We start from the raw sequence: 23,855 nt of genomic DNA on the forward strand, positions 1-23,855 counted from the left end.
TAGGAAACTTTCCTAACAGTGGTCTTCGCGAGGGTGCGCCCGGACAGGGCCCGCCCCCGGGACGATCACCCGGTGGACTTCCCGACGGCCCCGCTGAGAAGCTGGACCGTTGAAAGGCAGGTGGCGACACACATGGCAGGATCCGCCGGTACGCCGGGCACCCCGCGCGTGCTGCGCGCCATGAACGACCGCGCCGCCCTCGATCTGCTCCTGGAGCACGGTCCGCTCAGCCGCACCCGCATCGGCAAGCTCACCGGCCTGTCGAAGCCCACCGCCTCCCAGCTGCTCGCCCGCCTGGAAGCCGCCGGCCTCGTCCTGATGACCGGCACCAGCGAGGGCCGGCCCGGACCCAACGCCCAGCTGTACGTGGTCAATCCGGCCGCGGCCCATGTCGCCGGACTCGACGTCACCCCCGAGCGCATCCACGCCGCAGTCGCCGACATCACCGGCAGGACGGTGGGCGAGTACGAGCTGCCGACGCCGGGCCGCCGTCCGGCACAACCGGTGGTACGGCAGGTCACCGACGCCCTCGACGGCGCGGTGAAGGCCGCCGGGCTCGCCGTCGCGGACGTGCACCGGGTCGTCATCGGCACCCCGGGCGCCTTCGACCCCAACACCGGCCGGCTGCGCTACGCCTCCCACCTGCCCGGCTGGCACTCCCCCACACTGCTCGACGATCTCGCCGCCGCCCTCCCGATGCCCGTCGAGTACGAGAACGACGTCAACCTCGTCGCCCTCGCCGAACAGCGCCTCGGCGCCGCCAGGGGGCACGACGACTTCGTACTGCTGTGGAACGAGGGCGGTCTGGGCGCCGCGCTCGTCCTCGGCGGCCGGCTGCACCGCGGCTGGACCGGCGGTGCCGGCGAGGTCGGCTTCCTGCCGGTGCCCGGCGCTCCCCTGGTCCGCCAGGTGACCAGGGCGAACAGCGGCGGCTACCAGGAACTGGCCGGATCGCAGGCCGTTCCCGAACTCGCCCGCGAACTCGGCATCACCGACGTGCCCACCGGCCCGTACGCCGAGGTCGCCGCCACCCTCGTGGGCCTGGGCGCCGACAGCGCCACGGGCCCCCACCGCCGGCTGCTGGAGGCGTACGCGACCCGGCTCGCCACCGGTCTGGCCTCGCTCGTCTCCGTACTCGACCCCGAACTCGTCGTCCTCAGCGGCGCCTGCCTCACCGCCGGGGGCGAACCGCTGCGGTCCCTGCTCCAGGCCGAACTGGAGGAGCTGGCCGCGTCCCGGCCGCGCCTCGTCGTCGGCGACGTACATGAACACCCCGTGCTGCGCGGCGCGTTGGAGAGCGCCCTCGCCGCCACCCGCGACGAGGTCTTCGACACCTCGCACTGAGCACCCGCCGGGCCCCGCCCCGTTCCCGCCCCCGAACCCGGCACCCGCCCGCATCCACACCACAGCCCGTCCCAGGGAGACCCCGTCATGCCCGAAGTCATGCCTGAAATCGCCAGAAAGACGGCTCTTGCCCTCATCGCGTCGGCCGCCCTCCTCACCACCGCCTGCACGGGCCAGTCCACCTCCGGCGCGCACGACGACGCGTCCAAGGAGACCACCGTCAACTTCTGGCACGCCTGGAGCGCGCCCTCCGAGACCAAGGCCGTGGGCGCGCTGATCGCGGGCTTCGAGAAGGCGCACCCCAACATCCACGTCAACGTCGTCGCCAACATGACCGACGACAAGATCAACCAGGCGCTGCGCACCGGCGGCGACCGGGCCCCCGACGTCATCTCCTCCTTCACCACCAACAACGTCGGCAAGTTCTGCTCGTCGGGCGCCCTCGTCGATCTGGGCCCCTTCTTCAAGAAGTCGGGCATCGACCCGGACACGACGTTCCCCAAGGCGATGAACGAGTACACCCAGTACGACGGCAACCGCTGCACCGCGCCGCTGCTGGGCGACGCGTACGGGCTCTACTACAACAAGACCGCCTTCAGGAAGGCGGGCATCACGCGCCCGCCCAGGACCTGGTCCGAGTTCGAGGCCGACGCGAAGAAGCTGACGATCCCCGACGGCGACGGCTTCAGGCAGCTCGGGTTCATGCCCGACTACCACGGCTGGGAGACGACCACCGAACACTACTTCGCGCAGTTCTCCCCGACGTACTTCGACTCGAACGGCAGGTCGAACCTCGCCAAGGACCCCGCCTTCAGGGCCGGTTTCACCCTGCAGAAGCGGCTCGTGGACGAACTCGGCGGCTTCGGGAAGCTGGAGAAGTACCGCTCCGAGCTGGGCGACGAGTGGGGGCCCAAGCACCCCTTCCACACCGGGCAGGTCGCCATGCAGCTGGACGGGGAGTGGCGCCTGGGCATGGCCCTCGACGCCAAGCCGGCCTTCGAGATCGGGGTGGCCCCGCTGCCCGTCCCCGACGACCAGGCCGCCCGGTACGGCAAGGGCTACATCACCGGCACCGTCACCGGCATCGCCGCCACCAGCAGGAAGCAGAACGCGGCCTGGGAACTGGTGAAGTACATGACCACCGACACGGACGCGGTGGTCGGCTTCGCCAACGACATCCACAACGTGCCCTCCACGCTGGCCGCGCTGAAGTCCCCGAAGCTGCGGTACGACCCGCGCTTCAAGACGTTCCTGGACATCGCCGCCGACCCGGACTCGACCACGACGCCGGCCTCCGTCAACGGCGGCCAGTACCTCGTGACGATCCAGCAGTTCGGCTACGACTACGAGAGCGGCAAGGCCAAGGACCTCACGGCCGGCCTGAAGAGCACGGCCGCGCAGATCGACACGGACATCGCGCAGGCGAAGCGGTGATGAGCACGCTCACCCTCGCCTCCAGACGCCGCCGGGCGGCCCTGCGCACCGCCGCCTTCATGTCGCCCTGGCTGATCGGCTTCGCGGTCTTCTTCGCGTACCCGCTGGTCTCCACGGTCTACTTCTCGTTCATGCACTACGACGGCTTCGGACCGGCGACGTGGAGCGGGGCCAGGAACTGGACGTATGTGTTCGGGCACTACCCGCTGTTCTGGCCCGCGCTGCGCAACACCCTCTGGCTGGTCGTCGTCATGGTCGGCCTGCGGGTCGCCTTCGGGCTGGGCGTCGGGCTGCTCATCACGAAGGTCAAGACGGGTACGGGCGTCTTCCGCACCCTCTTCTACCTGCCCTATCTGGCCCCGCCGGTGGCCGCGACCATGGCGTTCGCGTTCCTCCTCAACCCGGGCACCGGGCCGGTCGACTCGATCCTCGGCCGGATCGGCGTCCCGGCCCCCGGCTGGTTCAACGACCCCGCCTGGTCCAAGCCCGCCCTCACCCTGCTCGCCCTGTGGGGCGTGGGCGACCTGATGGTCATCTTCATGGCCGCGCTGCTCGACGTGCCGCAGGAGCAGTACGAGGCGGCGGAACTCGACGGGGCCTCGGCGTGGCAGCGGTTCCGCTACGTCACCCTCCCCAACATCTCACCGATCGTGATGTTCGCGGTGGTCACCGGCGTGATCCAGACCATGCAGTACTACACGCAGCCGCTGATCGCGGGAAAGGTCGCCTCGGGCGTCATCCAGGGCGCCGGCACACAGTTCGAGCCGGGATACCCCGACAAGTCCACGCTCACCCTGCCCCAACTCGTCTACAACCTGGGCTTCCAGCGCTTCGAGTACGGCTCCGCCTGTGTGGTCGCGCTCGTGCTCTTCGCCCTGTCGATGGTCTTCACCGCGTTCCTGATGCGACGCCGGGGCGGCCTCAACCTGGCAGGTGACCGGCCATGACCCAAGTACTCGACCCGCCGGCGAAGGTGCGGGCGGCCGTCTCGCCGGCCCGGCGCGCCGCCCGCCGCAGGGCCGCCCTGGAGTGGATCGCGGTCCACGCCCTGGGCGTCGCCGCCGCCCTCTTCTTCACGCTGCCGTTCGTGTTCGTGTTCCTGACCTCGCTGATGAGCGACACGCAGGCGCTCAGCCGCGATCTGGTACCGCACACCTGGGAATGGGGCAACTACCGGACGGTCTTCGACACGCCCGGCTTCCTCACCTGGTGGCGCAACACGCTGCTCTACGCGGGCCTCGGCACCGTCCTGACCGTCGCGTCGTCGATCCCGGTCGCCTACGCCCTCGCCGCGTTCCGTTTCCGGGGCCGCAGCCTGTCCCTCATGCTGGTGATCTCGATGATGATGCTGCCGCCGCAGGTGATCGTCATCCCGATGTACCTGTTCTGGGCGAAGCAGCTGGACCTGTCCGGCACGCTGTGGCCGCTGATCATCCCGATGGCGTTCGGCGACGCGTTCTCCGTCTTCCTGCTGCGGCAGTTCCTGATGACCATCCCGAAGGAGTACCTGGACGCGGCGAAGGTCGACGGCTGCGGTGAGCTGCGGACCCTCCTGAGGGTCGTGCTGCCCATGGCCAGACCGGGCATCGCCGCCGTCGCGCTGTTCCAGTTCTTCTACGCCTGGAACGACTACTTCGGGCCGCAGATCTACGCGTCCGAGAACCCCGGTGCCTGGACCCTGAGTTACGGCCTGGAGTCGTTCAAGGGCGCGCACCACACCGACTGGAACCTCACCATGGCCGCCACCGTGCTGGTCATGGCCCCCGTGATCCTCGTGTTCTTCTTCGCCCAGAAGGCGTTCGTCGAAGGCGTCACGCTCACCGGAGTGAAGGGTTAGCTACCGTGAAACTCACCGTGGTCGGCGGAGGGTCGACCTACACACCCGAACTCGTCGACGGATTCGCACGGCTCAGGGACACCCTGCCCGTTGAGGAGCTGGTCCTCGTCGATCCGGCCGCCGAACGCCTTGAGCTGGTGGGCGGGCTGGCCCGGCGCATCTTCGCCCGGCAGGGGCACGACGGCCGCGTCGTCACCACCCGCGACCTGGACGCGGGCGTCGAGGGCGCCGACGCCGTGCTGCTCCAACTGCGCGTCGGCGGGCAGGCGGCGCGCGAGCAGGACGAGACATGGCCGCTGGAGTGCGGCTGCGTCGGGCAGGAGACGACCGGCGCGGGCGGCCTCGCCAAGGCGCTGCGCACGGTGCCCGTGGTCCTCGGCATCGCCGAACGCGTCCGCCGTACCAACCCGAAGGCATGGATCATCGACTTCACCAACCCGGTCGGCATCGTCACCCGCGCCCTCCTCCAGGAGGGGCACCGCGCGGTCGGGCTGTGCAACGTGGCGATCGGCTTCCAGCGCAAGTTCGCCGCCCTGCTGGGCGTCGCCCCCGCCGACGTCCACCTCGATCATGTGGGCCTCAACCACCTCACCTGGGAGACCGGTGTGCGCCTCGGCGGCCCGGAGGGCGAGGACGTCCTGCCCAAGCTGCTCGCCGAGCACGGCGAGGCGATCGCCGGCGACCTGCGCCTGCCGCGCGCCCTCCTGGCGCGGCTGGGCGTCGTCCCGTCCTACTACCTGCGCTACTACTACGCGCACGACCGGGTCGTCCGGGAACTGCGCGGCAAGCCGTCGCGGGCCGCGGAGGTCGCCGCGATGGAGCGGGAGTTGCTGCGCATGTACGGCGACCCGGCGCTCGACGAGAAGCCGGCACTGCTCGCCGAGCGGGGCGGCGCCTACTACTCGGAGGCGGCCGTCGACCTCGCCGCCTCGCTGCTGAGCGGCGCCGGATCGCCGTACCAGGTGGTGAACACGTACAACAAGGGCACGCTGCCCTTCCTGCCGGACGACGCGGTGATCGAGGTGCAGGCCGCCGTGGGAGGCCACGGGCCGACGCCCCTTCCGGTGGCCGGCGTCGACCCGCTGTACGCGGGGCTGATGGCGAACGTGACCGCGTACGAGGAACTGGCCCTGCAGGCCGCCCTGCACGGTGGCCGCGAGCGGGTCTTCAGGGCGCTGCTCGCCCACCCCCTGGTCGGGCAGTACGCGGACGCCGACGCCCTCACCGACCGGCTGATCGCGCACAACCGGGAGCACCTCGCGTGGGCCTGACCGGGGGTGTCCTCGCCATCGACGCGGGCAACAGCAAGACCGACGTCGCCGTCCTCACCGGCGAAGGCGAGGTCCTCGCCACCGCCCGCGGCGGCGGGTTCCGGCCGCCGGCGGTGGGCGTCGAGACGGCCGTGGACACACTGGAGGAGGTCGTACGGCGGGCCCTCGCCGCGGCGGGGGCCGCCTCGGCCGGGCATGTCTCCGCCTGTCTCGCCAATGCCGACCTGCCCGTGGAGGAGCAGCAGCTGGCGGCCGCGCTGCACGCGCGCGCGTGGGGCACCACCACCGAGGTGCGCAACGACACCTTCGCCGTCCTGCGCGCCGGTGTCGCCGAGCCCCGCGGGGTGGCGGTGGTGTGCGGCGCCGGCATCAACTGCGCCGGCATGCGCCCGGACGGGCGCACCGCCCGCTTCCCCGCGCTCGGCCGTATCTCCGGCGACTGGGGCGGCGGCTGGGGCCTGGCCGAGGAGGCACTGTGGTGGGCGGCCCGCGCGGAGGACGGCCGGGGCGGGCCGACGGCCCTGGCGCGCACCCTGCCCGCGCACTTCGGGCTCGACTCGATGTACGCGCTCATCGAGGCGCTCCACCTGGAGCGGATCGAGCACGGCCGGCGCCATGAGCTGACACCGGTGCTGTTCGCCACGGCCGGGCGGGGCGACCCGGTGGCCCGCGCGATCGTCGACCGGCTCGCCGAGGAGGTGGTGGCCATGGCGGTGGTCGCGCTGGGCCGCCTCGACCTGCTCGCCGAGGAGACGCCGGTACTGCTCGGCGGAAGCATCCTGGCCGCCCGCCATCCGCAGCTGGACGACCGGGTGAGGGAGCTGCTGGCCGCCCGCGCCCCGAAGGCGGTGCCCCGGGTGGTCACGGCGCGGCCGGTCCTGGGCGCGGCGCTCCTCGGCCTCGACCGCGTCCGCGCCCCGGCGCAGGCCCACGCGCGCGTGCGGGCGTACTTCGAACCGGGCTGACGGTGCCGGTGGCGGCGCGCTCCACCGCCGTGGCGCGGGGCTTGCGGCGGGCGCACGGGACGCCCGGAACATCCCCACTCGTACGGGAACCGAACGGATCCCGAGGACGTATTGATGAACAGGGGGCGGTGCGGGGAGGCTTGCGCCGCGCCGATGTCCGGGCGGCGGCACCTCGATCCTCAACAAGATCGCGTGCAGACCTGTGCGGATGCCGGTTCCGGCGGCGATACTTGCCGCCGTGCACCTGCGTCCGCACCCGTGCTCCGGGCGGAGGTGACCGACGGATGACCATGGGGGAGGTCAAGTGACACAGCCGCAGCAGGGCGGAGCGCCACCGGCGCCGGCAACGGCGCCGGCCGCGGCCCCGGAGGCCACCCGCTCCGCGGCGGGCACGGCCCCCGTGCCCCGGGGCCGTCCCGCCGCCCGGCCCCGCCGCACGGCCCTCGCCGAGAGCGCCGACCGGCTGCGCGCGACCGCCACCACCGAGCCCGGCCGGCTGCGCATCATCGGGGCCGTCCTCGCCGTGCTCGTCGTCGCGTTCGGTGCCGTCACGGCCTGGCAGATGGCCGAGCGGTCCACCGCCGCCGACGACGTGCTGCACAGCAGCCAGCCGCTCAGCGCGGGCGCCGCCGACATCTACCGCTCCCTGGCCGACGCCAACACCACGGCCTCCAGCGGCTTCCTGTCGGGCGGTCAGGAGCCCGCCGCGACCACCCAGCGGTACGAGCGGGACATCCGCACCGCCGCCGCGGGGCTCGTCAGGGCCGCCGCCAGCGCCGAGCCCGGCTCGCCCTCCGCCGCCACCATCGCCAGGCTCAACACGCTGCTTCCCGAGTACAAGGGCCTCATCGAGCGGGCCCGGGCCAACAACCGGCAGGGCTTCCCCGTGGGCGGCGCCTACCTGCGGACCGCCAACGACACGATGCAGCGGAAGATGCTGCCGGCCGCCCAGAAGCTGTACGAGAGCGAGAACCAGCGGCTGCGCGCCGACTACGCGGACGCCACCCCGTACCCCTGGCCCGCCATCGCCCTCGGCGTCCTCGCGCTGGCCGCCCTCGCCTGGGCGCAGCGCCGCCACTACCTGCGCACCAACCGGGTACTGAACCACGGCCTGGTGGCCGCCACCGCCGCCTGCGCGGTCGTCCTGCTGTGGCTGGTCGTCGGCCATGGCTTCGCGCGCGCCGGGCTGGAGTCCTCCTACGCCCACGGGGTCCGCTCGCTGAACGTCCTGCACGACGCGCGCATCGCCTCCCTCAACGCCCGCGGCAACGAGAACCTGACGCTGGTCAGCCGCGGCGCCGAGACGAGGAAGCTGGCCGACGGGACGATCGAGGACGCCTACGACTACGCGTTCCAGCAGGACATGAAGACCCTCTCCGCGGGCCTCGGCAAGGCCGAGTCCCTCGCCGACGACCGGGCCGGCAGGCAGCCCGTCACGGCCGCGACCGGCAATATGAAGGTCTGGCAGCAGCGCCACCGGCAGGCGCGGGCCGCGGACGACGACGGCAACTACCAGGCCGCACTGGACAAGATCATCGGGTCCAGGGCGGACCAGCCCACCGGCGAGTGCTTCGACAGCGTGGACGCGAACCTGGCGAAGGCCCTGGACCACGAGGAGCACGAGTTCCGGCAGGCGGCGGGCGACGGCCTGGACGCGATGACCGGGCTCCCGGTGGGCGCGGCGGTCCTGGCGGTCATGGGCGCGGCGGGTGCGGTGCTGGGCATCGGGCGCAGGCTTTCGGAGTACCGGTGAGAGGGGGAGCGGTGATGGTCGCGCGGCGCCTGAGGACGAGCCTGAAGGGCTGGGGCGGTGTGGGTGCGATGCTCGTCGCCTGCCTGCTCGCCGTGGCCTTCGTGCTGCTGCTGCCGCTGGCCCACCCGCGGGGGGACGGTCCGCCGGGAATCGGCGGCCCGGGACTCGCCGAGGGCACCCAGGCGAAGGCCGACTCCTGCGGCGACCACCCGGAGCGGCTGAGCCCGCCGCCGTCCGGCGACGAGAGCGGCCCGTCGGTCACGGCCATCAAGAAGCGCGGCTATCTGTCGGTGGGCGTCGACCAGAACAGCTACCGCTGGGGCTACCGCGACCCCAACACCCCCGGCAGCGACCTGGAGGGCTTCGACATCGACCTCGCCCACGAGATCGCCCGGCAGATCCTCGGCGACGCGAACGCCGTCCGCTTCCACGCCATTCCCACCAACCAGCGCATCCCCGCCATCAAAAGCGGGCAGGTGGACCTGGTGGTGCGCACCATGACGATCACCTGCGACCGGCTGAGGGAAGTCGCCTTCTCCGCCCCGTACTTCACGACCGGCCAGCAGGTCCTGGCCCCCCGGTCGTCCGGCATCACGGGCTACGACCGCTCCCTGGCCGGGCGCAGGATCTGCTCGGCCGAGGGTTCGACGGCCGGCACCAAACTGGCGGACGACAAGAGGTCCGGCCGGCTCGCGGCGTCCGCGGACATCTCCACCACCGTCCCCAACCAGCTCGACTGCCTGGTCAAGTTGCAGCTGGGCCAGGTCGACGCGGTCGTGACCGACGGCGCCCTCGCCGCGAGCCAGGCGGCCCAGGACCCGACGGTCGAACTCAAGGGAAAGCCCTTCACGACCGAGTACTACGGGGTGGCGATGAACAAGCAGGCGGGCGATCTGGTGCGCCGGGTCAACCAGGTGCTCGCGGACTACCGCAGGAGCGGCTGGCAGGCCTCGTACGCCAAGTGGCTTTCCTCGACGCTGGGCACGGACCCGGCGTCGTCACGGCCGCCGTCTTGATGACAGGGGCAACCGACCTGATACCACTGGAGAGTCAGCCCGGCGCACCGGACACGCGCACCGGGAACCACGAGAGCGAGAGGTGATCGATGGGCGTCACGGGACCCACCGGGCCGGTACTGGACCGGGACGAGGTGGACCGTGCGCTGGCGCGGCTCGGCGCGGAGCACGAGGCCATAGAGACCTCCCTGCTCGCCCTGCAGGACCATGCGGGCCGCCGGCTCCTCGAAGGCGCCGAGCTGACGGGCGTCACCAAGGAGCGCTGGACGTCCGCGGAGGCGTCGATCACCCTGCTGTGGGCGTACTTCGACGCCTACACGGACGCCCTGCACACCGCGCGCGCGATCCGCGCCCGCCGGCGCTGGTCCAGCCGCGAGGACCTGGTCGAGCTGACCGAGCTGCTGCGCGGCGCGAGCGTCACGGTCGCGGGCAGCGCCGCGGCGACGGCGAACGCGCCGACGCTGGCGGGCGCCGGCAGGCTCAGCGAGCAGTTCACGCTGGTGCAGCTCGTGGAGCGGATGAACGAGCTGTACGCGTCCTCGCTCGACATGGTCGTCGCCGCCGACGCGGTGTGGTCGGCGCTGCCCGCCCGGATCGATCTACTGGCCGCGGAACTGCAGCGCACCCGCCGGCTCGCGCACTCCGTCGGGGTGCGGCCCGGCGAGCACCCGGCGGGCGACGACCTGGAGCGGATCACCCGCACCCTGACCGCCTTGCGCGAGCAGGTGGTCTCCGACCCGCTCGCCTTCTGGGTGCCCGCGCAGGGAAGTTCGGCGCCCGGCGGCGGCCGCCCGGACACCACCGTGTACGACCGTGAGGCGCGCGCCCTGGAGGACGTGCGCCGCGAGATCGACGCCGTGCTCACCGTCCGGCAGGACGCGGAGCAGCGGCTCATCAGGCTGCGCGACGTCCTCAGCCGGGCGGACCGCACGCTCGCCGAGGCGCGCACCGCCCGCGGCGAGGTGCTCGCCAAGATCGCCGCCACGGAGGTGCCGGTCGTCAGCGGCCCGCCCACCGCGCTGCAGGAGCAGCTGGCGACGGCCGCCGAGTACCGCAGACACGCCCAGTGGCACCGCCTCTCACCGCTCCTGGAGTCCCTGGAGCAGCAGGCCGAGGACGAACTGCTGCGCGCCCGCGAGTCGTTGACGGCGGTCACGGCGCCCCTGGCGGTCCGCGCCGAACTGCGCGGCCGCCTCGACGCGTACAAGGCCAAGGTGGCCCGGCACGGTCTGGCGGAGGACCCGCTGCTGATCGAGCGGTACGACGCGGCCCGCCGCATGCTGTGGAGCGCCCCCTGCGACCTCAGGGTCGCCGAGCAGGCGGTGCTGCGCTACCAGCGGGCGGCCGCGGAACTGCTCGGCTCCCGCGTGCCCGAGCAGAGCGGCCCGGCCGATCGGAGGGGGGAGCCATGAGCCAGGAGGGGCACACGTGCCAGCGGCCCGGATGCGACGGGTCGTACGAGGACGTGGGCGGCGGCGAGCTGTACTGCGACACATGCGGTCTGGCCCCGGTCCTCGCGGCACGGGACACGGCCGGCCCGGCGGCCACGGGGATCACCTCGGGCGAGGGCTCGCACGGTTCCGGCGAGGGGCACACGTGCCAGCGGCCCGGATGCGACGGGTCGTACGAGGACGTGGGCGGCGGCGAGCTGTACTGCGACACATGCGGTCTGGCCCCGGTCCTCGCGGCACGGGACACGGCCGGCCCGGCGGCCACGGGGATCACCTCGGGCAGGGACTCGCACGGTTCCGGCAGCGGCAGCTCGCGCGCCAGTTCCCGTACGTCGTCGCGGTCGTCGCAGTCACGGCGCTCGGTGTCGGGCCGGCTTTCGGGGAAGTCCACCGGCCGCTCGGTGTCCGTGCGCAGCTCCGGCATGTCGTCCTCCGGTTCCGGGCGCAGCCGGCTCGGCCTCGGCCTGGTGCAGGTCCCGGACGTGCCGCGGCCCGACCCGCGGGCGATGGTGCTGGACGACCCCGAGGTGCCCGAGCGCAAGCGGTTCTGCTCGCGCTCCGACTGCGGTGCCCCGGTGGGGCGGGCGCGCGGCGACCGGCCCGGGCGCACGGAGGGGTTCTGCACCAAGTGCGGTCACCCTTACTCGTTCGTGCCCAAGCTGCGCGCCGGGGACATCGTGCACGGCCAGTACGAGGTCGTGGGCTGCCTCGCGCACGGCGGTCTCGGCTGGATCTATCTGGCGGTGGACCGCGCGGTCTCCGACCGGTGGGTGGTCCTCAAGGGCCTGCTCGACACCGGCGACCAGGACGCGATGGCCGCGGCGATCTCCGAGCGGCGCTTCCTGGCGGAGATCGAGCACGCCAACATCGTGCGCATCTACAACTTCGTGGAGCACCTCGACCAGCGCACCGGCTCCCTCGACGGCTACATCGTGATGGAGTACGTCGGCGGCAAGTCGCTGAAGGAGATCGCCAACTCCCGCCGCACGCCGGACGGCAGGCGGGACCCGCTGCCGGTGGAACAGGCGTGCGCGTACGGCATCGAGGCGCTGGAGGCGCTCGGCCATCTGCACAGCCGCAACCTGCTGTACTGCGACTTCAAGGTGGACAACGCGATCCAGACCGAGGACCAGCTCAAGCTGATCGACATGGGCGCGGTGCGCAGGGCGGACGACGACGAGTCGGCCATCTACGGCACGGTGGGCTACCAGGCGCCGGAGGTCTCCGAGGTGGGCCCGTCGGTGGCGAGCGACCTCTACACGGTCGCCCGCACCCTCGCGGTGCTCAGCTTCGACTTCCAGGGCTACACGACCGTCTTCGTGGACTCCCTGCCCGACCCGGACGGCGTCGAGGTCTTCAGCCGGTACGAGTCCTTCTACCGCCTGCTGGTCCGCGCCACCGACCCGGACCCGGCCCGCCGGTTCGCGTCCGCGCAGGAGATGTCGGAGCAGCTGACGGGGGTGCTGCGGGAGGTCGTCGCCCTCCGGACCAACCGCCCCCGGCCCGCGCTGTCGACGCTGTTCGGCCCCGAACTCAGGGTCGTCGACACGGAGTTGTTCGCGAAGCCGACGGAGGACGTGTCGCGGCTGGGGGCGCGGGTGGTGCGGACGAGAAGGAGGCCCGCCGTCCCGGGCTCCGGCGCGGCGGGTACCGCGGCACCGGGTGGCGCGGTCGTGCGCTCCGGCGCGGGTGCCGTGCCACCGGCCGGCGCGGCGCCCGTGCCACCGGCCGGCGCGGTACACGTGCCACCGGCCGGCGCGGACGCGCGCGCCTCCGGTGGGGGCGCCGGGCTCGTCAAGCCGCTCGACACCGCCGCCGCCGCGCCGGCCCTGCCGGTGCCCCTGGTCGAGCCCGGCGACTCCAACGCCGGTTTCCTGGCCGGTCTGCTGGCCTCCGCGCCCGCGGAGCTGATCGCCGCGCTGCGCACGGCGCCGACGTCCTCCCCGGAGCTGCGGCTGCGCGAGCTGCGGGCCCGGCTGGAGATGGGCGAGACGGACGCCGCGGGGCGGGTCCTCGACGGGCTGGAGGCGGACCACCCCGACGACTGGCGGGTCGTCTGGTACCGCGGTGTCACCGCGCTCGTCACCGGCGACCACGAGGCCGCCGCGCTCTCCTTCGACGCGGTCTACGACGCCTTCCCCGGCGAGCCCGCGCCCAAGCTGGCCCTCGGGCTGTGCGCGGAGGTCCTCGGCCAGCTCGACAACGCGGCCGAGTACTACGGCCTCGTCTGGACCACCGACCCCAGCTACGTCAGCTCGGCCTTCGGCCTGGCCCGGGTCCAGCTCGCCTCCGGCGACCGGCACGCCGCCGTAAGGACCCTGGAGTCCGTGCCGGAGGCGTCCATCCACTACACCGCCGCCCGCGTCGCCGCCGTTCGGGCCCGGCTGCGGCAGCACCCGGGCCAGGGCCCGGAACCGGCGTTCCTGGACGACCTCGTGGCCGCCGCGGGGCAGGTCCAGGCGCTGGAGGCGTACGGTCTGGACGCCGTGCGGCGCGAGCAGTTGTCCACAGAGGTCCTCGGCCGCGCCCTGGACTGGGTACTCTCCGGTAGCCAGAGCCCCTCGCCGGGCGCGGCGGCCGGACGGGCGCTGCTCGGCAGCGACCTGGACGAGCGCGGCCTCCGCTTCGGCCTGGAGCGCTCGTACCGGACGCTGGCCAGGCTCGCGCAGCGCAGCGAGGAGAGGATCGACCTGGTGGAACGTGCCAACCGTTACCGCCCCCGGACATGGGTGTGATCGATGTCGCAGATGCCCCAGCCGACGGCGCTTTCCCGGTGCCCCAGTTGCGAGGAGCCCCTCGAGTCCGGTGACCGCTTCTGCGGCGCCTGCGGGTACGACCTGTCGGTGGTGCCCGCCCGCCCGTCGGACACGCCGACGCTGACCATGAACGGCGCGGCGCCGCCCCCTCCCGGCGAGGCGGCCCCCGTGGACTGGCCTGCCGCTCCCCCGGCGGGCGGCCCCGGCCCGTCCGCACCGGTGCATCTGCCGGCCGATCTCCAGGGCACCGACTCCGGCGGCTCCGAACTGCCGGCCGCGCCCGCCGCCCCGGCCGCCCGCGCCGCGCAGGGCGTCCGGTTCGACCGTCCCGCGCAGCCCCAGGACTACACCCTGGCGGCACCCCAGCCGGTCGACCCGCGCACGGCCGTGCCGGCGACGCCCCCCGCCGGCACGAAGGTCTGCGTGGCCTGCCGCACGGGCACCGTCGACGGGGACGGCTACTGCGAGCACTGCGGTCACGCCCAGCCACGGGAACGGGACCACATGGAGCAGGAGTTGGGCGCGGTCGCCGCGGTCAGCGACCGGGGCCTGCGCCACCACCGCAACGAGGACGCCTTCGCGGTCTCCTCGACCGCCCTGCCCGACGGCTCGCCCGCGGTCGTCGCCGTGGTGTGCGACGGCGTCTCCTCGGCGACCCGCCCCGACGACGCCTCCCTCGCCGCCGCCCACGCCGCGAACGAGGCGCTGCTGGAGGCCCTGCCCCGTGGCACGCACCCCCAGCAGGCCATGCACGACGCGATCGTCGCCGCGTCGCACGCCGTCAACGCGCTTGCCACGGAGCCCGAGACGGCCCAGGAGCACTCCCCGCACCAGAACGCGCCCGCCTGCACCCTGGTCGGCGCCGTCGTCACCGCCGGCCTGCTCGTCGTCGGATGGGTCGGGGACAGCCGCGCCTACTGGATCCCGGTGGACCGCGCCGCGCCCCCGGCCCGGCTCACCGAGGACGACTCGTGGGCCGCGCAGATGGTCGCCGCGGGCCTGATGAGCGAGGCCGAGGCGTACGCCGACGAACGCGCGCACGCGATCACGGGCTGGCTGGGCGCCGATGCCTACGAACTGGAGCCGCACACCGCTTCCTTCAAGCCGGACCGGCCGGGTGTGGTGGTGGTGTGCACCGACGGGCTGTGGAACTACGCGGAGACCGCCGAGGAGATGGCCGAGGTGATGCCGCCCGACGCCGAGCGGCGTCCGCTGCACTCGGCCCGGGTGCTGGTGGGCCACGCCCTGGACGGCGGGGGCCACGACAACGTAACAGTGGCGGTCCTCCCGTTCCCGGCCACGCCGCAGGGGGCAGGATCCGCCTGAGCGGTGTGTCCCCGGACACGCCCGTGGCCGGCGGGGGCCGGCCCCCAGGACCGGAGGGGACCGGTCCGCAACCAGCCATCGCCCCAGGGTGCTGGGGTCCTTGAGGGGGATCAGAGAACGCATGGCCAATTTCTCGAAGTCGAACGTGCCGCAGTTCTCGGTGGACGTCTATCAGAACGAGTACCTGCCGGAGGGCGGCCGCGAGGTCAACGCCATCGTGACGGTGACCGCGACCGGCGGCGGCACGATCGGAAGCGCGGTCGCCGCGCCCCGGCTCTACGCGCCGGGGCAGGGCCCGAGCGCGGCCGTGGCCGTCATGGTCGACTGCTCGGGGTCGATGGACTACCCACCGGCCAAGATGCGCAACGCCCGCGACGCGACGGCCGTGGCCGTCGACACGCTGCGCGACGGCGTGCACTTCGCGGTCATCGACGGCACCCATGTGGCCAAGGAGGTCTACCCGGGCGGCGGACGGCTCGCCGTCGCCGACGCGCACACCCGTGACCAGGCCAAGCAGGCCCTGCGCCGGCTCAGCGCGGGCGGCGGCACGGCGATCGGCACCTGGCTGCGGCTGGCCGACCGGCTGCTGTCCTCCGCCGACGTCTCGATCCGGCACGGCATCCTGCTGACCGACGGCCGCAACGAACACGAGGCCCCCGAGGACCTGCGGGCCGCGCTGGAGTCCTGCGCGGGCCGTTTCACGTGCGACGCGCGCGGAGTGGGCACCGACTGGGAGGTCAAGGAGGTCACCGGGATCGCCTCCGCGCTGCTCGGGACGGCCGACATCGTGGCCGACCCGGCCGCGCTGGCCGCCGACTTCCGGCAGATGATGGAGGCGGCCATGGGCAAGGAGGTCGCGGACGTCTCGCTGCGGCTGTGGACGCCCGTGGGCACGGAGACCGTGTTCGTGAAGCAGGTGGCGCCCACGGTCGAGGACCTGACCGGCCGCCGTGCCGAGGCGGGCCCGCGCGCCGGGGACTACCCCACGGGCTCCTGGGGCGACGAGTCCCGCGACTACCACGTATGCGTCCGCGTCCCGCCCGCGAACATCGGCCAGGAGATGCTGGCCGCCCGGGTCTCGCTCGTGATCCCGCAGAACGAGCAGGGCAGCGCCCACAACCTCGGCGCCCAGGGACTCGTACGGGCGGTGTGGACCGACGACATGGCCGCGTCCACGTCGATCAACCCCCAAGTCGCGCACTACACGGGCCAGGCGGAACTGGCGCATGTCATCCAGCAGGGGCTGGACCTCCGCAAAGCGGGCGATTTCGACGGCGCAACGGCCAAGCTGGGGCGGGCCGTTCAGCTCGCCGGCGCCTCGGGGAACGCGGATACTGCGAAACTGCTTGCGAAGGTGGTGGACGTGGTCGACGCCGCGACAGGTACTGTGCGACTGAAGGCGAAGGTCGCGGAGGCCGACGAGATGACTCTCGAAACACGGTCCACAAAGACTGTTCGTGTGAAGAAGTGACGTAGGAAGTCCTGACAGCAGCGAGCCCGACCCCCCCGGGGTTGGAGAACCACGCCGGTCACAGCGACCGGAGAAGGAAAGGGGGAAGCGCCGACATGCCGACCTGCCCGAACGGACACCAGTCGGGTTCCGACGACTGGTGCGAGGTCTGCGGTCACCGTATGGCCGGTGCCGTACCCCCGCCGCCACCTCCACCGCCGCCGCCCGGCGCCGGCTACGGCTACCCGCCGCCCGGCTCGCCCCCGCCGCCTCCGGGCGCGGGCGGCGGCCCCGCGGGGCGGCCCCTGTCCGCCGTACCGGACCTTGAGCCGGAGCTCTGCCCGCAGTGCCGCACCCCCCGCGAGGGCGGTGCCCCGTTCTGCGAGGAGTGCCGCTGGAACTTCCTGACCAACACCGCGACCTCCTACACCCCCGCGGCTCCGCGCCCGCCGGCTCCGTCGCCGAACCCGGCGCTGCGCTTCCAGCAGGGCGGGCAGACCGGGCCCGGCCCGGACCCGTACGACTACCACAGCTCCCGGCCGTCGCAGGTGAACCGGCCCGCGGAACCGATCCCGCCGTCCCCGCCGTTCGGCGGTGAGCCGTCCGGGCCGACGGGCTTCGGCGGTGAGCCGTCCGGGCACGGGGGCTTCGGCGGTGAGCCGTCCGGGCACGGGGGCTTCGGAGGTGACGCCTCGCGTCCGTCCGTCTTCGGGCACGACCCGTCGCGTCCGGCGCCACCGCCGCCCGGCCCCCCGTCGGGCGGTCCCGGCGGTCCGGGCGGTCCCGGCTTCCTTGGCGGTCCCGGCGGTTCCACCGGCCCCGGCGGCCCTGGTGGTCCCGGTGGCCCCGGTGGCCCCGGCGGACCACAGACCCAGGCTCCGAACGGCCCGTCGGCCTTCCAGCCGAGCGGCCCGCCCCCCACGTACCAGCGGCCCGGCGGCCCGCCGCCCCCGGTCCAGGGCTTTCCGCCGCCCGGGGCGCCGGGGCCCGGCGGGCCGGCCTTCGGCGGCGGTGACGACGACTGGGTGATCTCGCCGCCGTCGTCCTCCCCGGCGGGCGGCGCGCCCGGCGGGCCGGCGGGTCCCGGTGCCCCCGGCGGCGGTCAGGGCGGGGGCTACGGCTACCCGCAGCCCGGCGCCACCCAGGCCCCGCCCCGCCCCTACGGGCAGCAGCAGCCGGTGACCTGGACCGCCACCATCGGTCCGGACCGCGAGTACTTCCTGGCGATGATGCAGCGCTCCGGCCCCGAGGCCGCGGGCCTGAACCTGCCCGCGTACTCCCCAGAGCAGCAGCGCACCCTGTCCGGCAACCAGGTCACCATCGGCCGCCGCCGCCACTCCACGGGCGACACCCCCGACATCGACCTGTCGGTGCCGCCCGAGGACCCGGGCGTCTCGCACCAGCACGCGGTCCTGGTGCAGCAGCCGGACGGCTCCTGGGCGGTCGTCGACCAGAACTCCACGAACGGCACCACCGTCAACGGCGGCGAGGAGCCCATCCAGCCGTTCGTGCCGGTCCCCCTGCAGGACGGGGACCGGGTGCACGTGGGCGCCTGGACGACGATCACCATCCGCCGGGGCTGAACGGCGCGGCCCCGGGCGCGTGTGGGATTGCTCACGGGCTCTCGTACGCGTCCGGGGCCGTTCCGTCTCATCCGGCCGGGTCTTCACGACAGCGGCCAGGTGTGCGGCCCGTCCGGGTCGTCCAGCCAGGCCCGGGCGCGGTCGCCGCCGAGCGTGATCCCGAACCGCTCGCGGCCGGGCCGCTCCTCGTGCTCCCACAGCGTGTACGCCTCGGAGGGGGTGAGGGCGCCCGCCGTCAGGGCCAGCACGAACCGGAACCCCTCGTCGTTCCGGGCCCGGCGCGGCAGCCCGCCCAGATCCGGCGGTTCCGGCTCGGGCCGGGTTCCGCCGCGCAGCGGTACGAAGTAGGCGGGCGTGGTCAGGAAGTGCCCCTCGGCATGCCCGGCGTCCCGCACCTCCAGGGCGATCAGCCCGGTCGCGAACGGCGCCAGGATGCGCCCGCCCGGACGGCACTGCGCCGGCCAGGCGCCCGGGATCGAGCTCAGCGCGCAGGTCGCGATGATCCGGTCGAAGGGGGCCCGCTCCGGAACACCGCGCGAGCCGTCGCCCGTGACCACGGCCGGGTGGTGTCCCGCGGCCGCCAGGTGCTGCCGGGCGGACTCGGTGATCTCCGGGTCGATGTCGATCGTGGTGACCCGGCCGTCGCCGAGGCGGTGGGCGAGCAGGGCCGCGTTGTAGCCGGTGCCGGCGCCGATCTCCAGGACGGCGTGCCCGTCCCGGACCCTGAGCGTGGTCAGCATCTGTGCCATGAGGGACGGCTGGCTGCTGGAGGAGATCAGCTCGCCGTCGCGCACCCGGGTGGCCAGCGGGGCGTCGGCGTACGCGCCGCGCAGCCACTCCCGCCTGCGGTCCGGGTCGGGATCACCGCACCACCGGCGCTCGTAGCCGCCCCTGGCCACGACGTAGTAGTACGGCACGAAGACATGGCGCGGCACCGCCGCGAACGCCTCGCGCCAGAGGGGATCGGCCGCCCACGCCCCGCTTGCCTCGATCTCCCGCACGAGGTCCGCCCGCGCCGACGCGGCGAGGTCCTCCAGATCGTCATCGAGAGCGTGCGCGCCCATACCTCCACTCTGCTGCGGGAGGCGGCGCGTGGCGAGCATGCCGCGCGCGTCGAACCGGGGATCCGGGGGCTTGCGTCCTGGGTCGCCGCGTCTGAGACCATGGACCTGTGAATGAGATTCGGCGCGGCACGCTGCAGGAGCAGACCTTCTACGAGCAGGTCGGCGGCGAGGAGACCTTCCGCCGCCTCGTCCACCGTTTCTACGAGGGGGTGGCCGAGGACCCTGTTCTGCGGGCCATGTATCCCGAGGAGGACCTGGGCCCGGCCGAGGAGCGCCTCGTCCTGTTCCTGATCCAGTACTGGGGCGGGCCGACGACCTACAGCGAGCGGCGCGGCCACCCCCGTCTGCGGATGCGGCACGCCCCGTTCGCCGTGAACCAGGCCGCCCACGACGCCTGGCTCGCCCATATGCGGGTCGCCGTGGACGAGCTCGGCCTGTCCGAGGAGCACGAGCGGACGCTGTGGAACTACCTGACGTACGCCGCCGCGTCGATGATGAACACCCCCGGGTGAGCCGTCCCGAGGACCACCGGCCCCCGGTGACGCTCAGCGCACGCTGACGCTCAGCGTGCCGAGGCCCGCCCGGCGCACGGCGACCGACCCGTACGGGGTGCGCAGCCTGAGCCAGGCGCCCGACGAGAACAACTCCGGTGGCGCGTCGCCGCCGGACGCCCGCGGCGCGGGGCGCAGGAAGCCGAGCGACTGCGCGGCGTGCGCGGCCCGCACCGGCAGCTCCGTGTCCCCCAGCGTGCGGGACCAGATCTCCCTGCCGATCCCGTCGAGCGCGGTGCGCGTCCGCCGCTCCGCTGCAAGCTCCTGCGTGCGCGAGCGGAACTCGGCCACCGCCGCGGCCACGGCCGCCCGCAGGGCATCCGGCGCCGGCAGCCCCGGCTGCGGCCGCCAGCCGCCGCGGGGCGGCAGCACCCCGGCCCACGGCGGTCCGGTCACGGCGGCGGGCACGGTGGCGGTGGCCGCCGGCTCGTCGACGGACTCCAGGAGCTCACCGGCCGACACGGTCCGGTCGAGCCGGACCTCCAGTCCGTCCTCGTACGGCTTGGCGAGCCGCACCGCACGGATCGCGAGCACCTCGAACGAGGGCGGCCGCCCGAAGACCGCCAGCGCCGTCCCGGTCGTCTGCAGCCGCACCGCGGCGCCGCGGTCGTAGTGGACCAGCCGGGCCAGGAAGGCGGCCAGGTCCGCCGCCTCCCTGTCGCCGGCGAGGTGGAGCACCGTCATACCGCGACGGCCTCCTCCTCGTCGTCCATGTACTCCGCGAGGAACTCCCGCTCCTCGGGCGTGATCCGGCGCAGCCGCCGGGCCTCGAAGTCGAACGGCACGATCACCGTCGAGGCCCGGACGTAGATCCGTTCCGGGTCCTTGTCCTTGACCTCGTAGGCGAGGGTGAAGGACGCCGCCTTGATCTCCGTGACCCACAGCTCGATGTCCACCGGCGCGTGCCGGTGGACCAGCTGCTGCTTGTAGTCGATCTCGTGGCGTGCCACCACGGACCCCTGCTTGAACTCCTTGTCCGGGCGGAACAGGAAGTCGATACGGGCCTCCTCCAGGTACCGGAGGAACACCACGTTGTTGACGTGGCCGTATGCGTCCATGTCCGCCCAGCGCAGTGGGCAGCGGTAGATGTGCCGCAAGATCAGCCCCGGGTCAGCTTCTTGTAGGTGGCACGGTGCGGGCGGGCCGCGTCCGGGCCGAGGCGCTCGATCTTGTTCTTCTCGTACGACTCGAAGTTGCCCTCGAACCAGAACCACTTGGAGTCGCCCTCGTAGGCGAGGATGTGGGTGGCGACGCGGTCCAGGAACCACCGGTCGTGGGAGATGACCACGGCACAGCCCGGGAACTCCAGGAGCGCGTTCTCCAGCGAGGACAGCGTCTCCACGTCCAGGTCGTTGGTCGGCTCGTCGAGGAGCAGCAGGTTGCCGCCCTGCTTGAGGGTGAGCGCGAGGTTGAGGCGGTTGCGCTCGCCGCCGGAGAGGACACCGGCCGGCTTCTGCTGGTCGGGGCCCTTGAAGCCGAACGCGGAGACATACGCCCGCGAGGGCATCTCGACCTGGCCGACGTTGATGTAGTCGAGCCCGTCGGAGACGACCTCCCACAGCGTCTTGTTCGGGGCGATGTTCTCACGGCCCTGGTCGACGTACGAGATCTTGACGGTCTCGCCGACCTTGATCGAACCGGAGTCGGGCTGCTCCAGGCCCTGGATCATCTTGAACAGCGTGGTCTTGCCCGCGCCGTTCGGGCCGATGACGCCGACGATGCCGTTGCGCGGCAGCGTGAAGGACAGCTCGTCGACGAGGACCTTCTCCCCGAACGCCTTGCTGATCTTGTCCACCTCGACCACGACGCTGCCCAGGCGCGGCCCCGGCGGGATCTGGATCTCCTCGAAGTCCAGCTTCCGCATCTTCTCGGCCTCGGCCGCCATCTCCTCGTAGCGGGCCAGACGCGCCTTGGACTTGGCCTGCCGCCCCTTGGCGTTGGAGCGGACCCACTCGAGCTCTTCCTTCAGGCGCTTCTGGCGCTTGGCGTCCTTCTGGCCCTCGACCTTGAGACGGGCGGCCTTGGTCTCCAGGTACTTGGAGTAGTTGCCCTCGTAGCCGTGGAGACGGCCGCGGTCCACCTCGCAGATCCACCCGGCGACGTTGTCCAGGAAGTACCGGTCGTGGGTGACGGCGACGACGGTGCCCTCGTACTTGGCGAGGTGCTGCTCCAGCCAGTTCACCGACTCGGCGTCGAGGTGGTTGGTGGGCTCGTCGAGCAGCAGCAGGTCGGGCTGCTCCAGCAGCAGCTTGCACAGCGCGACGCGGCGGCGCTCACCACCGGAGAGGGTGGTGACGGGCCAGTCGCCGGGGGGGCAGCCCAGGGCGTCCATGGCCTGTTCCAGCTGCGCGTCCAGGTCCCACGCGTTCGCGTGGTCGAGCTGCTCCTGGAGCTTGCCCATCTCGTCCATGAGCGCGTCGGTGTACTCGACCGCCATCTGCTCGGCGATCTCGTTGAACCGGTCGAGCTTGCCCTTGATCTCGGCGACACCCTCCTGGACGTTCTCCAGGACGGTCTTCTCCTCGTTCAGCGGGGGCTCCTGGAGCAGGATGCCGACGGTGTAGCCCGGCGTCAGGAACGCGTCACCGTTCGACGGCTGCTCCAGACCCGCCATGATCTTGAGGACGGTCGACTTGCCGGCGCCGTTCGGACCGACGACGCCGATCTTGGCACCCGGGAGGAAGTTCAGGGTGACGTCGTCGAGAATCACCTTGTCGCCGTGCGCCTTGCGCGCCTTGCGCATGGTGTAAATGAACTCAGCCAAGAGAAACCGTCCGGCAGCTTGAAATCTGGCAGTGGGCAGATACAGCCCATCTTGCCCGACCGCCGCCCCTGGACGGAAACCCGTATGTCCGGGCGCCTCCGACCTGGGGTTTCACTGTCGGCGCCGATCGCTCGTCCGCGTGCCTGAAAGGCAACAGTGCGTGATGGTGTGATCGGGGCGTCGTGTCGTGTTCCGGTGCGGCACCACCGCCGAGGACCCGGCGCGGGTCGTGGCGGGGGCCGGTGGAACGGGAGCCCGGCCTGATCATTCGGCCCCGGGCCCGGCTGCCGGAGCGGCAGAGGCGACGGCGGGGCAAGATGGACGCGGTCCTCGGCTGGTCCGGCATCGTGCCCTGGGGCGCCGTCGCCTTCGTCGTCCCCGGCGCCGTGACAGCGGGCGCAGGGACGGTGTACGAGCGGCGGCGGCGCCGGGCCTCCCGTTGATCCGGGTGGCGTGGTGCGTCAAGTCGCCCACCACAGGCGGCGGTAGAAGTCCGTCCGCTCGGGGTCGGGGGCGACTCCGTAGGCGTCGAGGAGGGTGTCGTCCCAGCCCGGCCCGTAGTTCCACTCCGTGCTCCAGGTGGCGACGGCCAGGTCGGCCCAGCGGTCGGCGACACCGAGGGCGCCCATGTCGACATGGCCGGACCAGGTGCCGTCCTCGTGGAGCAGCGTGTTCGGCGCGCAGGGGTCGCCGTGGCACACGACCAGACGGTCGACCGGCGGCGGTGCGGAAAGGTCCGCCGGCACTGTGATGCCTGCGCGGCGAGCACGTTCCAGGCGGGAGTCGACAGACCAGCTGAAGGGGCACCCGGCCACGGGAAGCCGCTCGTGCAGGGCACGCAGACCCTCCCCCAGCGCACGCGCGGCCGTCGCCGGGTCCGCCGTCCACCGAGGAGTGACGGCGTTCTCACCGGGCAGCTCATGGGTGACGAGCCAGGCTCCGTCCTGGTCGGCTCCCTGGTCCCGCACACGGGGCACGGTCGTGAAGCGGCCGGCCCATCGCAGGCGCTCGGCCTCGCCGGCCAGGTCCAGCCGGGAGCCGGCCGGAGCCCACTTGGCGAACAGCCGGCCGTCCCCGTCGCCGATCCGGAAGGTCAATCCGCCCAGCTCGTTCTGCCACACGGGCAGCAGCGGCCGGTCACCGGCCAGGGCGGCGATCCGTGCCGGTACCGGCACGGTGGGAGGCGGCGGTCCGGACAAGGCCATGCGCTCATACTCTCCTCGGCGTCACCCGGCGGGCCAGCGGTTTTCTCCGCGCCCGGGGACCACGCGCCGCCGCCCAGCAGGCGGG

Annotated in this window: 20 protein-coding genes; 15 read left to right on the top strand and 5 right to left on the bottom strand. The window is 73.0% G+C overall.

What is annotated here, in order from left to right:
• Positions 1-132: 132 nt before the first annotated feature.
• The 13 genes from ACZ79I_RS13885 (at position 133) to ACZ79I_RS13945 (ending at position 18,186) form a co-directional block, all read left to right on the top strand.
• Positions 133-1,344, top strand: coding sequence for an ROK family transcriptional regulator (locus tag ACZ79I_RS13885; protein WP_471497400.1), 1,212 nt, complete (start codon positions 133-135; stop codon positions 1,342-1,344).
• A gap of 99 nt (positions 1,345-1,443) precedes the next feature.
• Complete coding sequence (locus tag ACZ79I_RS13890) at positions 1,444-2,778, top strand: ABC transporter substrate-binding protein (protein ID WP_471504941.1); 1,335 nt, start codon at positions 1,444-1,446, stop codon at positions 2,776-2,778.
• The gene (locus ACZ79I_RS13895; RefSeq protein WP_471497402.1) at positions 2,778-3,725 is read left to right on the top strand and encodes a carbohydrate ABC transporter permease; all 948 of its coding nucleotides are present in this window, start codon (positions 2,778-2,780) and stop codon (positions 3,723-3,725) included. The genes ACZ79I_RS13890 and ACZ79I_RS13895 overlap by 1 nt, the downstream gene beginning before the upstream one ends.
• Complete coding sequence (locus ACZ79I_RS13900) at positions 3,722-4,615, top strand: carbohydrate ABC transporter permease (protein ID WP_471497404.1); 894 nt, start codon at positions 3,722-3,724, stop codon at positions 4,613-4,615. Before ACZ79I_RS13895 ends, ACZ79I_RS13900 begins: the two co-directional genes overlap by 4 nt.
• 5 nt (positions 4,616-4,620) lie before the next feature.
• Positions 4,621-5,886, top strand: a complete 1,266-nt coding sequence (locus tag ACZ79I_RS13905) for a 6-phospho-beta-glucosidase (RefSeq protein WP_471497406.1) — start codon at positions 4,621-4,623, stop codon at positions 5,884-5,886.
• The gene (locus tag ACZ79I_RS13910) at positions 5,877-6,851 is read left to right on the top strand and encodes an N-acetylglucosamine kinase (RefSeq protein WP_471497408.1); all 975 of its coding nucleotides are present in this window, start codon (positions 5,877-5,879) and stop codon (positions 6,849-6,851) included. The genes ACZ79I_RS13905 and ACZ79I_RS13910 overlap by 10 nt, the downstream gene beginning before the upstream one ends.
• Positions 6,852-7,155: 304 nt before the next feature.
• Entirely contained in the window at positions 7,156-8,604 is a 1,449-nt protein-coding gene (locus ACZ79I_RS13915) for a hypothetical protein (protein WP_471497409.1), read from the top strand.
• Positions 8,605-8,618: 14 nt separating this feature from the next.
• Positions 8,619-9,620: a glutamate ABC transporter substrate-binding protein gene (locus tag ACZ79I_RS13920; protein ID WP_471497411.1), complete on the top strand. Its 1,002-nt coding sequence runs from the start codon at positions 8,619-8,621 to the stop codon at positions 9,618-9,620.
• A gap of 89 nt (positions 9,621-9,709) precedes the next feature.
• Positions 9,710-11,032 (top strand): hypothetical protein, encoded by a 1,323-nt coding sequence (locus ACZ79I_RS13925; protein ID WP_471497413.1) that lies wholly within the window; start codon positions 9,710-9,712, stop codon positions 11,030-11,032.
• Positions 11,029-13,806: a serine/threonine-protein kinase gene (locus tag ACZ79I_RS13930; RefSeq protein ID WP_471497415.1), complete on the top strand. Its 2,778-nt coding sequence runs from the start codon at positions 11,029-11,031 to the stop codon at positions 13,804-13,806. Before ACZ79I_RS13925 ends, ACZ79I_RS13930 begins: the two co-directional genes overlap by 4 nt.
• Positions 13,807-13,809: 3 nt before the next feature.
• Complete coding sequence (locus ACZ79I_RS13935; protein WP_471497416.1) at positions 13,810-15,153, top strand: PP2C family serine/threonine-protein phosphatase; 1,344 nt, start codon at positions 13,810-13,812, stop codon at positions 15,151-15,153.
• A 121-nt stretch (positions 15,154-15,274) separates the two neighbouring features.
• Positions 15,275-16,624, top strand: a complete 1,350-nt coding sequence (locus ACZ79I_RS13940) for a vWA domain-containing protein (protein WP_471497418.1) — start codon at positions 15,275-15,277, stop codon at positions 16,622-16,624.
• A 95-nt stretch (positions 16,625-16,719) separates the two neighbouring features.
• The gene (locus tag ACZ79I_RS13945) at positions 16,720-18,186 is read left to right on the top strand and encodes an FHA domain-containing protein (protein WP_471497419.1); all 1,467 of its coding nucleotides are present in this window, start codon (positions 16,720-16,722) and stop codon (positions 18,184-18,186) included.
• Positions 18,187-18,269: 83 nt separating this feature from the next.
• On the opposite strand, the gene ACZ79I_RS13950 is transcribed toward ACZ79I_RS13945, so the two are convergent.
• On the bottom strand, positions 18,270-19,250 hold the full coding sequence (locus ACZ79I_RS13950) for a methyltransferase domain-containing protein (RefSeq protein ID WP_471497421.1): 981 nt from the start codon (positions 19,248-19,250) through the stop codon (positions 18,270-18,272).
• 107 nt (positions 19,251-19,357) lie between these two features.
• Between ACZ79I_RS13950 and ACZ79I_RS13955 the strand changes: the two genes are divergently transcribed.
• Positions 19,358-19,762, top strand: coding sequence for a globin (locus ACZ79I_RS13955; protein WP_471497423.1), 405 nt, complete (start codon positions 19,358-19,360; stop codon positions 19,760-19,762).
• A 33-nt stretch (positions 19,763-19,795) separates the two neighbouring features.
• Here ACZ79I_RS13955 and ACZ79I_RS13960 read toward each other — a convergent pair whose 3' ends face one another.
• Genes ACZ79I_RS13960 through ettA form a run of 3 tightly spaced genes read right to left on the bottom strand, consistent with a single transcriptional unit; the run spans position 19,796 to position 22,565 of the window.
• Entirely contained in the window at positions 19,796-20,485 is a 690-nt protein-coding gene (locus ACZ79I_RS13960; RefSeq protein WP_471497425.1) for a DUF8185 domain-containing protein, read from the bottom strand.
• Positions 20,482-20,898: an acyl-CoA thioesterase gene (locus ACZ79I_RS13965; protein ID WP_471497427.1), complete on the bottom strand. Its 417-nt coding sequence runs from the start codon at positions 20,896-20,898 to the stop codon at positions 20,482-20,484. The genes ACZ79I_RS13960 and ACZ79I_RS13965 overlap by 4 nt, the downstream gene beginning before the upstream one ends.
• Positions 20,899-20,900: 2 nt before the next feature.
• Complete coding sequence (gene ettA, locus ACZ79I_RS13970; protein ID WP_471497429.1) at positions 20,901-22,565, bottom strand: energy-dependent translational throttle protein EttA; 1,665 nt, start codon at positions 22,563-22,565, stop codon at positions 20,901-20,903.
• A 242-nt stretch (positions 22,566-22,807) separates the two neighbouring features.
• Here ettA and ACZ79I_RS13975 point away from each other — a divergent pair, with 242 nt between their 5' ends.
• Complete coding sequence (locus tag ACZ79I_RS13975; RefSeq protein WP_471497431.1) at positions 22,808-23,008, top strand: hypothetical protein; 201 nt, start codon at positions 22,808-22,810, stop codon at positions 23,006-23,008.
• Between the two features lie 18 nt (positions 23,009-23,026).
• Here ACZ79I_RS13975 and ACZ79I_RS13980 read toward each other — a convergent pair whose 3' ends face one another.
• Complete coding sequence (locus ACZ79I_RS13980) at positions 23,027-23,770, bottom strand: phosphotransferase (protein WP_471497433.1); 744 nt, start codon at positions 23,768-23,770, stop codon at positions 23,027-23,029.
• Positions 23,771-23,855 lie beyond the last annotated feature (85 nt).

This window comes from Streptomyces sp. PSU-S4-23 (assembly GCF_055632315.1).

What these genes read in the sequence shown, in the direction of transcription:
- ACZ79I_RS13895 (WP_471497402.1), top strand. Translation starts at nt 2,778, where the DNA reads ATGAGCACGCTCACCCTCGCCTCCAGACGCCGCCGGGCGGCCCTGCGC.
- ACZ79I_RS13945 (WP_471497419.1), top strand. Translation starts at nt 16,720, where the DNA reads ATGCCGACCTGCCCGAACGGACACCAGTCGGGTTCCGACGACTGGTGC.
- ACZ79I_RS13890 (WP_471504941.1), top strand. Translation starts at nt 1,444, where the DNA reads ATGCCTGAAATCGCCAGAAAGACGGCTCTTGCCCTCATCGCGTCGGCC.
- ACZ79I_RS13935 (WP_471497416.1), top strand. Translation starts at nt 13,810, where the DNA reads ATGTCGCAGATGCCCCAGCCGACGGCGCTTTCCCGGTGCCCCAGTTGC.
- ACZ79I_RS13980 (WP_471497433.1), bottom strand. Translation starts at nt 23,770, where the DNA reads ATGGCCTTGTCCGGACCGCCGCCTCCCACCGTGCCGGTACCGGCACGG.
- ACZ79I_RS13940 (WP_471497418.1), top strand. Translation starts at nt 15,275, where the DNA reads ATGGCCAATTTCTCGAAGTCGAACGTGCCGCAGTTCTCGGTGGACGTC.
- ACZ79I_RS13960 (WP_471497425.1), bottom strand. Translation starts at nt 20,485, where the DNA reads ATGACGGTGCTCCACCTCGCCGGCGACAGGGAGGCGGCGGACCTGGCC.
- ACZ79I_RS13950 (WP_471497421.1), bottom strand. Translation starts at nt 19,250, where the DNA reads ATGGGCGCGCACGCTCTCGATGACGATCTGGAGGACCTCGCCGCGTCG.
- ACZ79I_RS13885 (WP_471497400.1), top strand. Translation starts at nt 133, where the DNA reads ATGGCAGGATCCGCCGGTACGCCGGGCACCCCGCGCGTGCTGCGCGCC.
- ACZ79I_RS13900 (WP_471497404.1), top strand. Translation starts at nt 3,722, where the DNA reads ATGACCCAAGTACTCGACCCGCCGGCGAAGGTGCGGGCGGCCGTCTCG.
- ACZ79I_RS13930 (WP_471497415.1), top strand. Translation starts at nt 11,029, where the DNA reads ATGAGCCAGGAGGGGCACACGTGCCAGCGGCCCGGATGCGACGGGTCG.
- ACZ79I_RS13920 (WP_471497411.1), top strand. Translation starts at nt 8,619, where the DNA reads ATGGTCGCGCGGCGCCTGAGGACGAGCCTGAAGGGCTGGGGCGGTGTG.
- ACZ79I_RS13925 (WP_471497413.1), top strand. Translation starts at nt 9,710, where the DNA reads ATGGGCGTCACGGGACCCACCGGGCCGGTACTGGACCGGGACGAGGTG.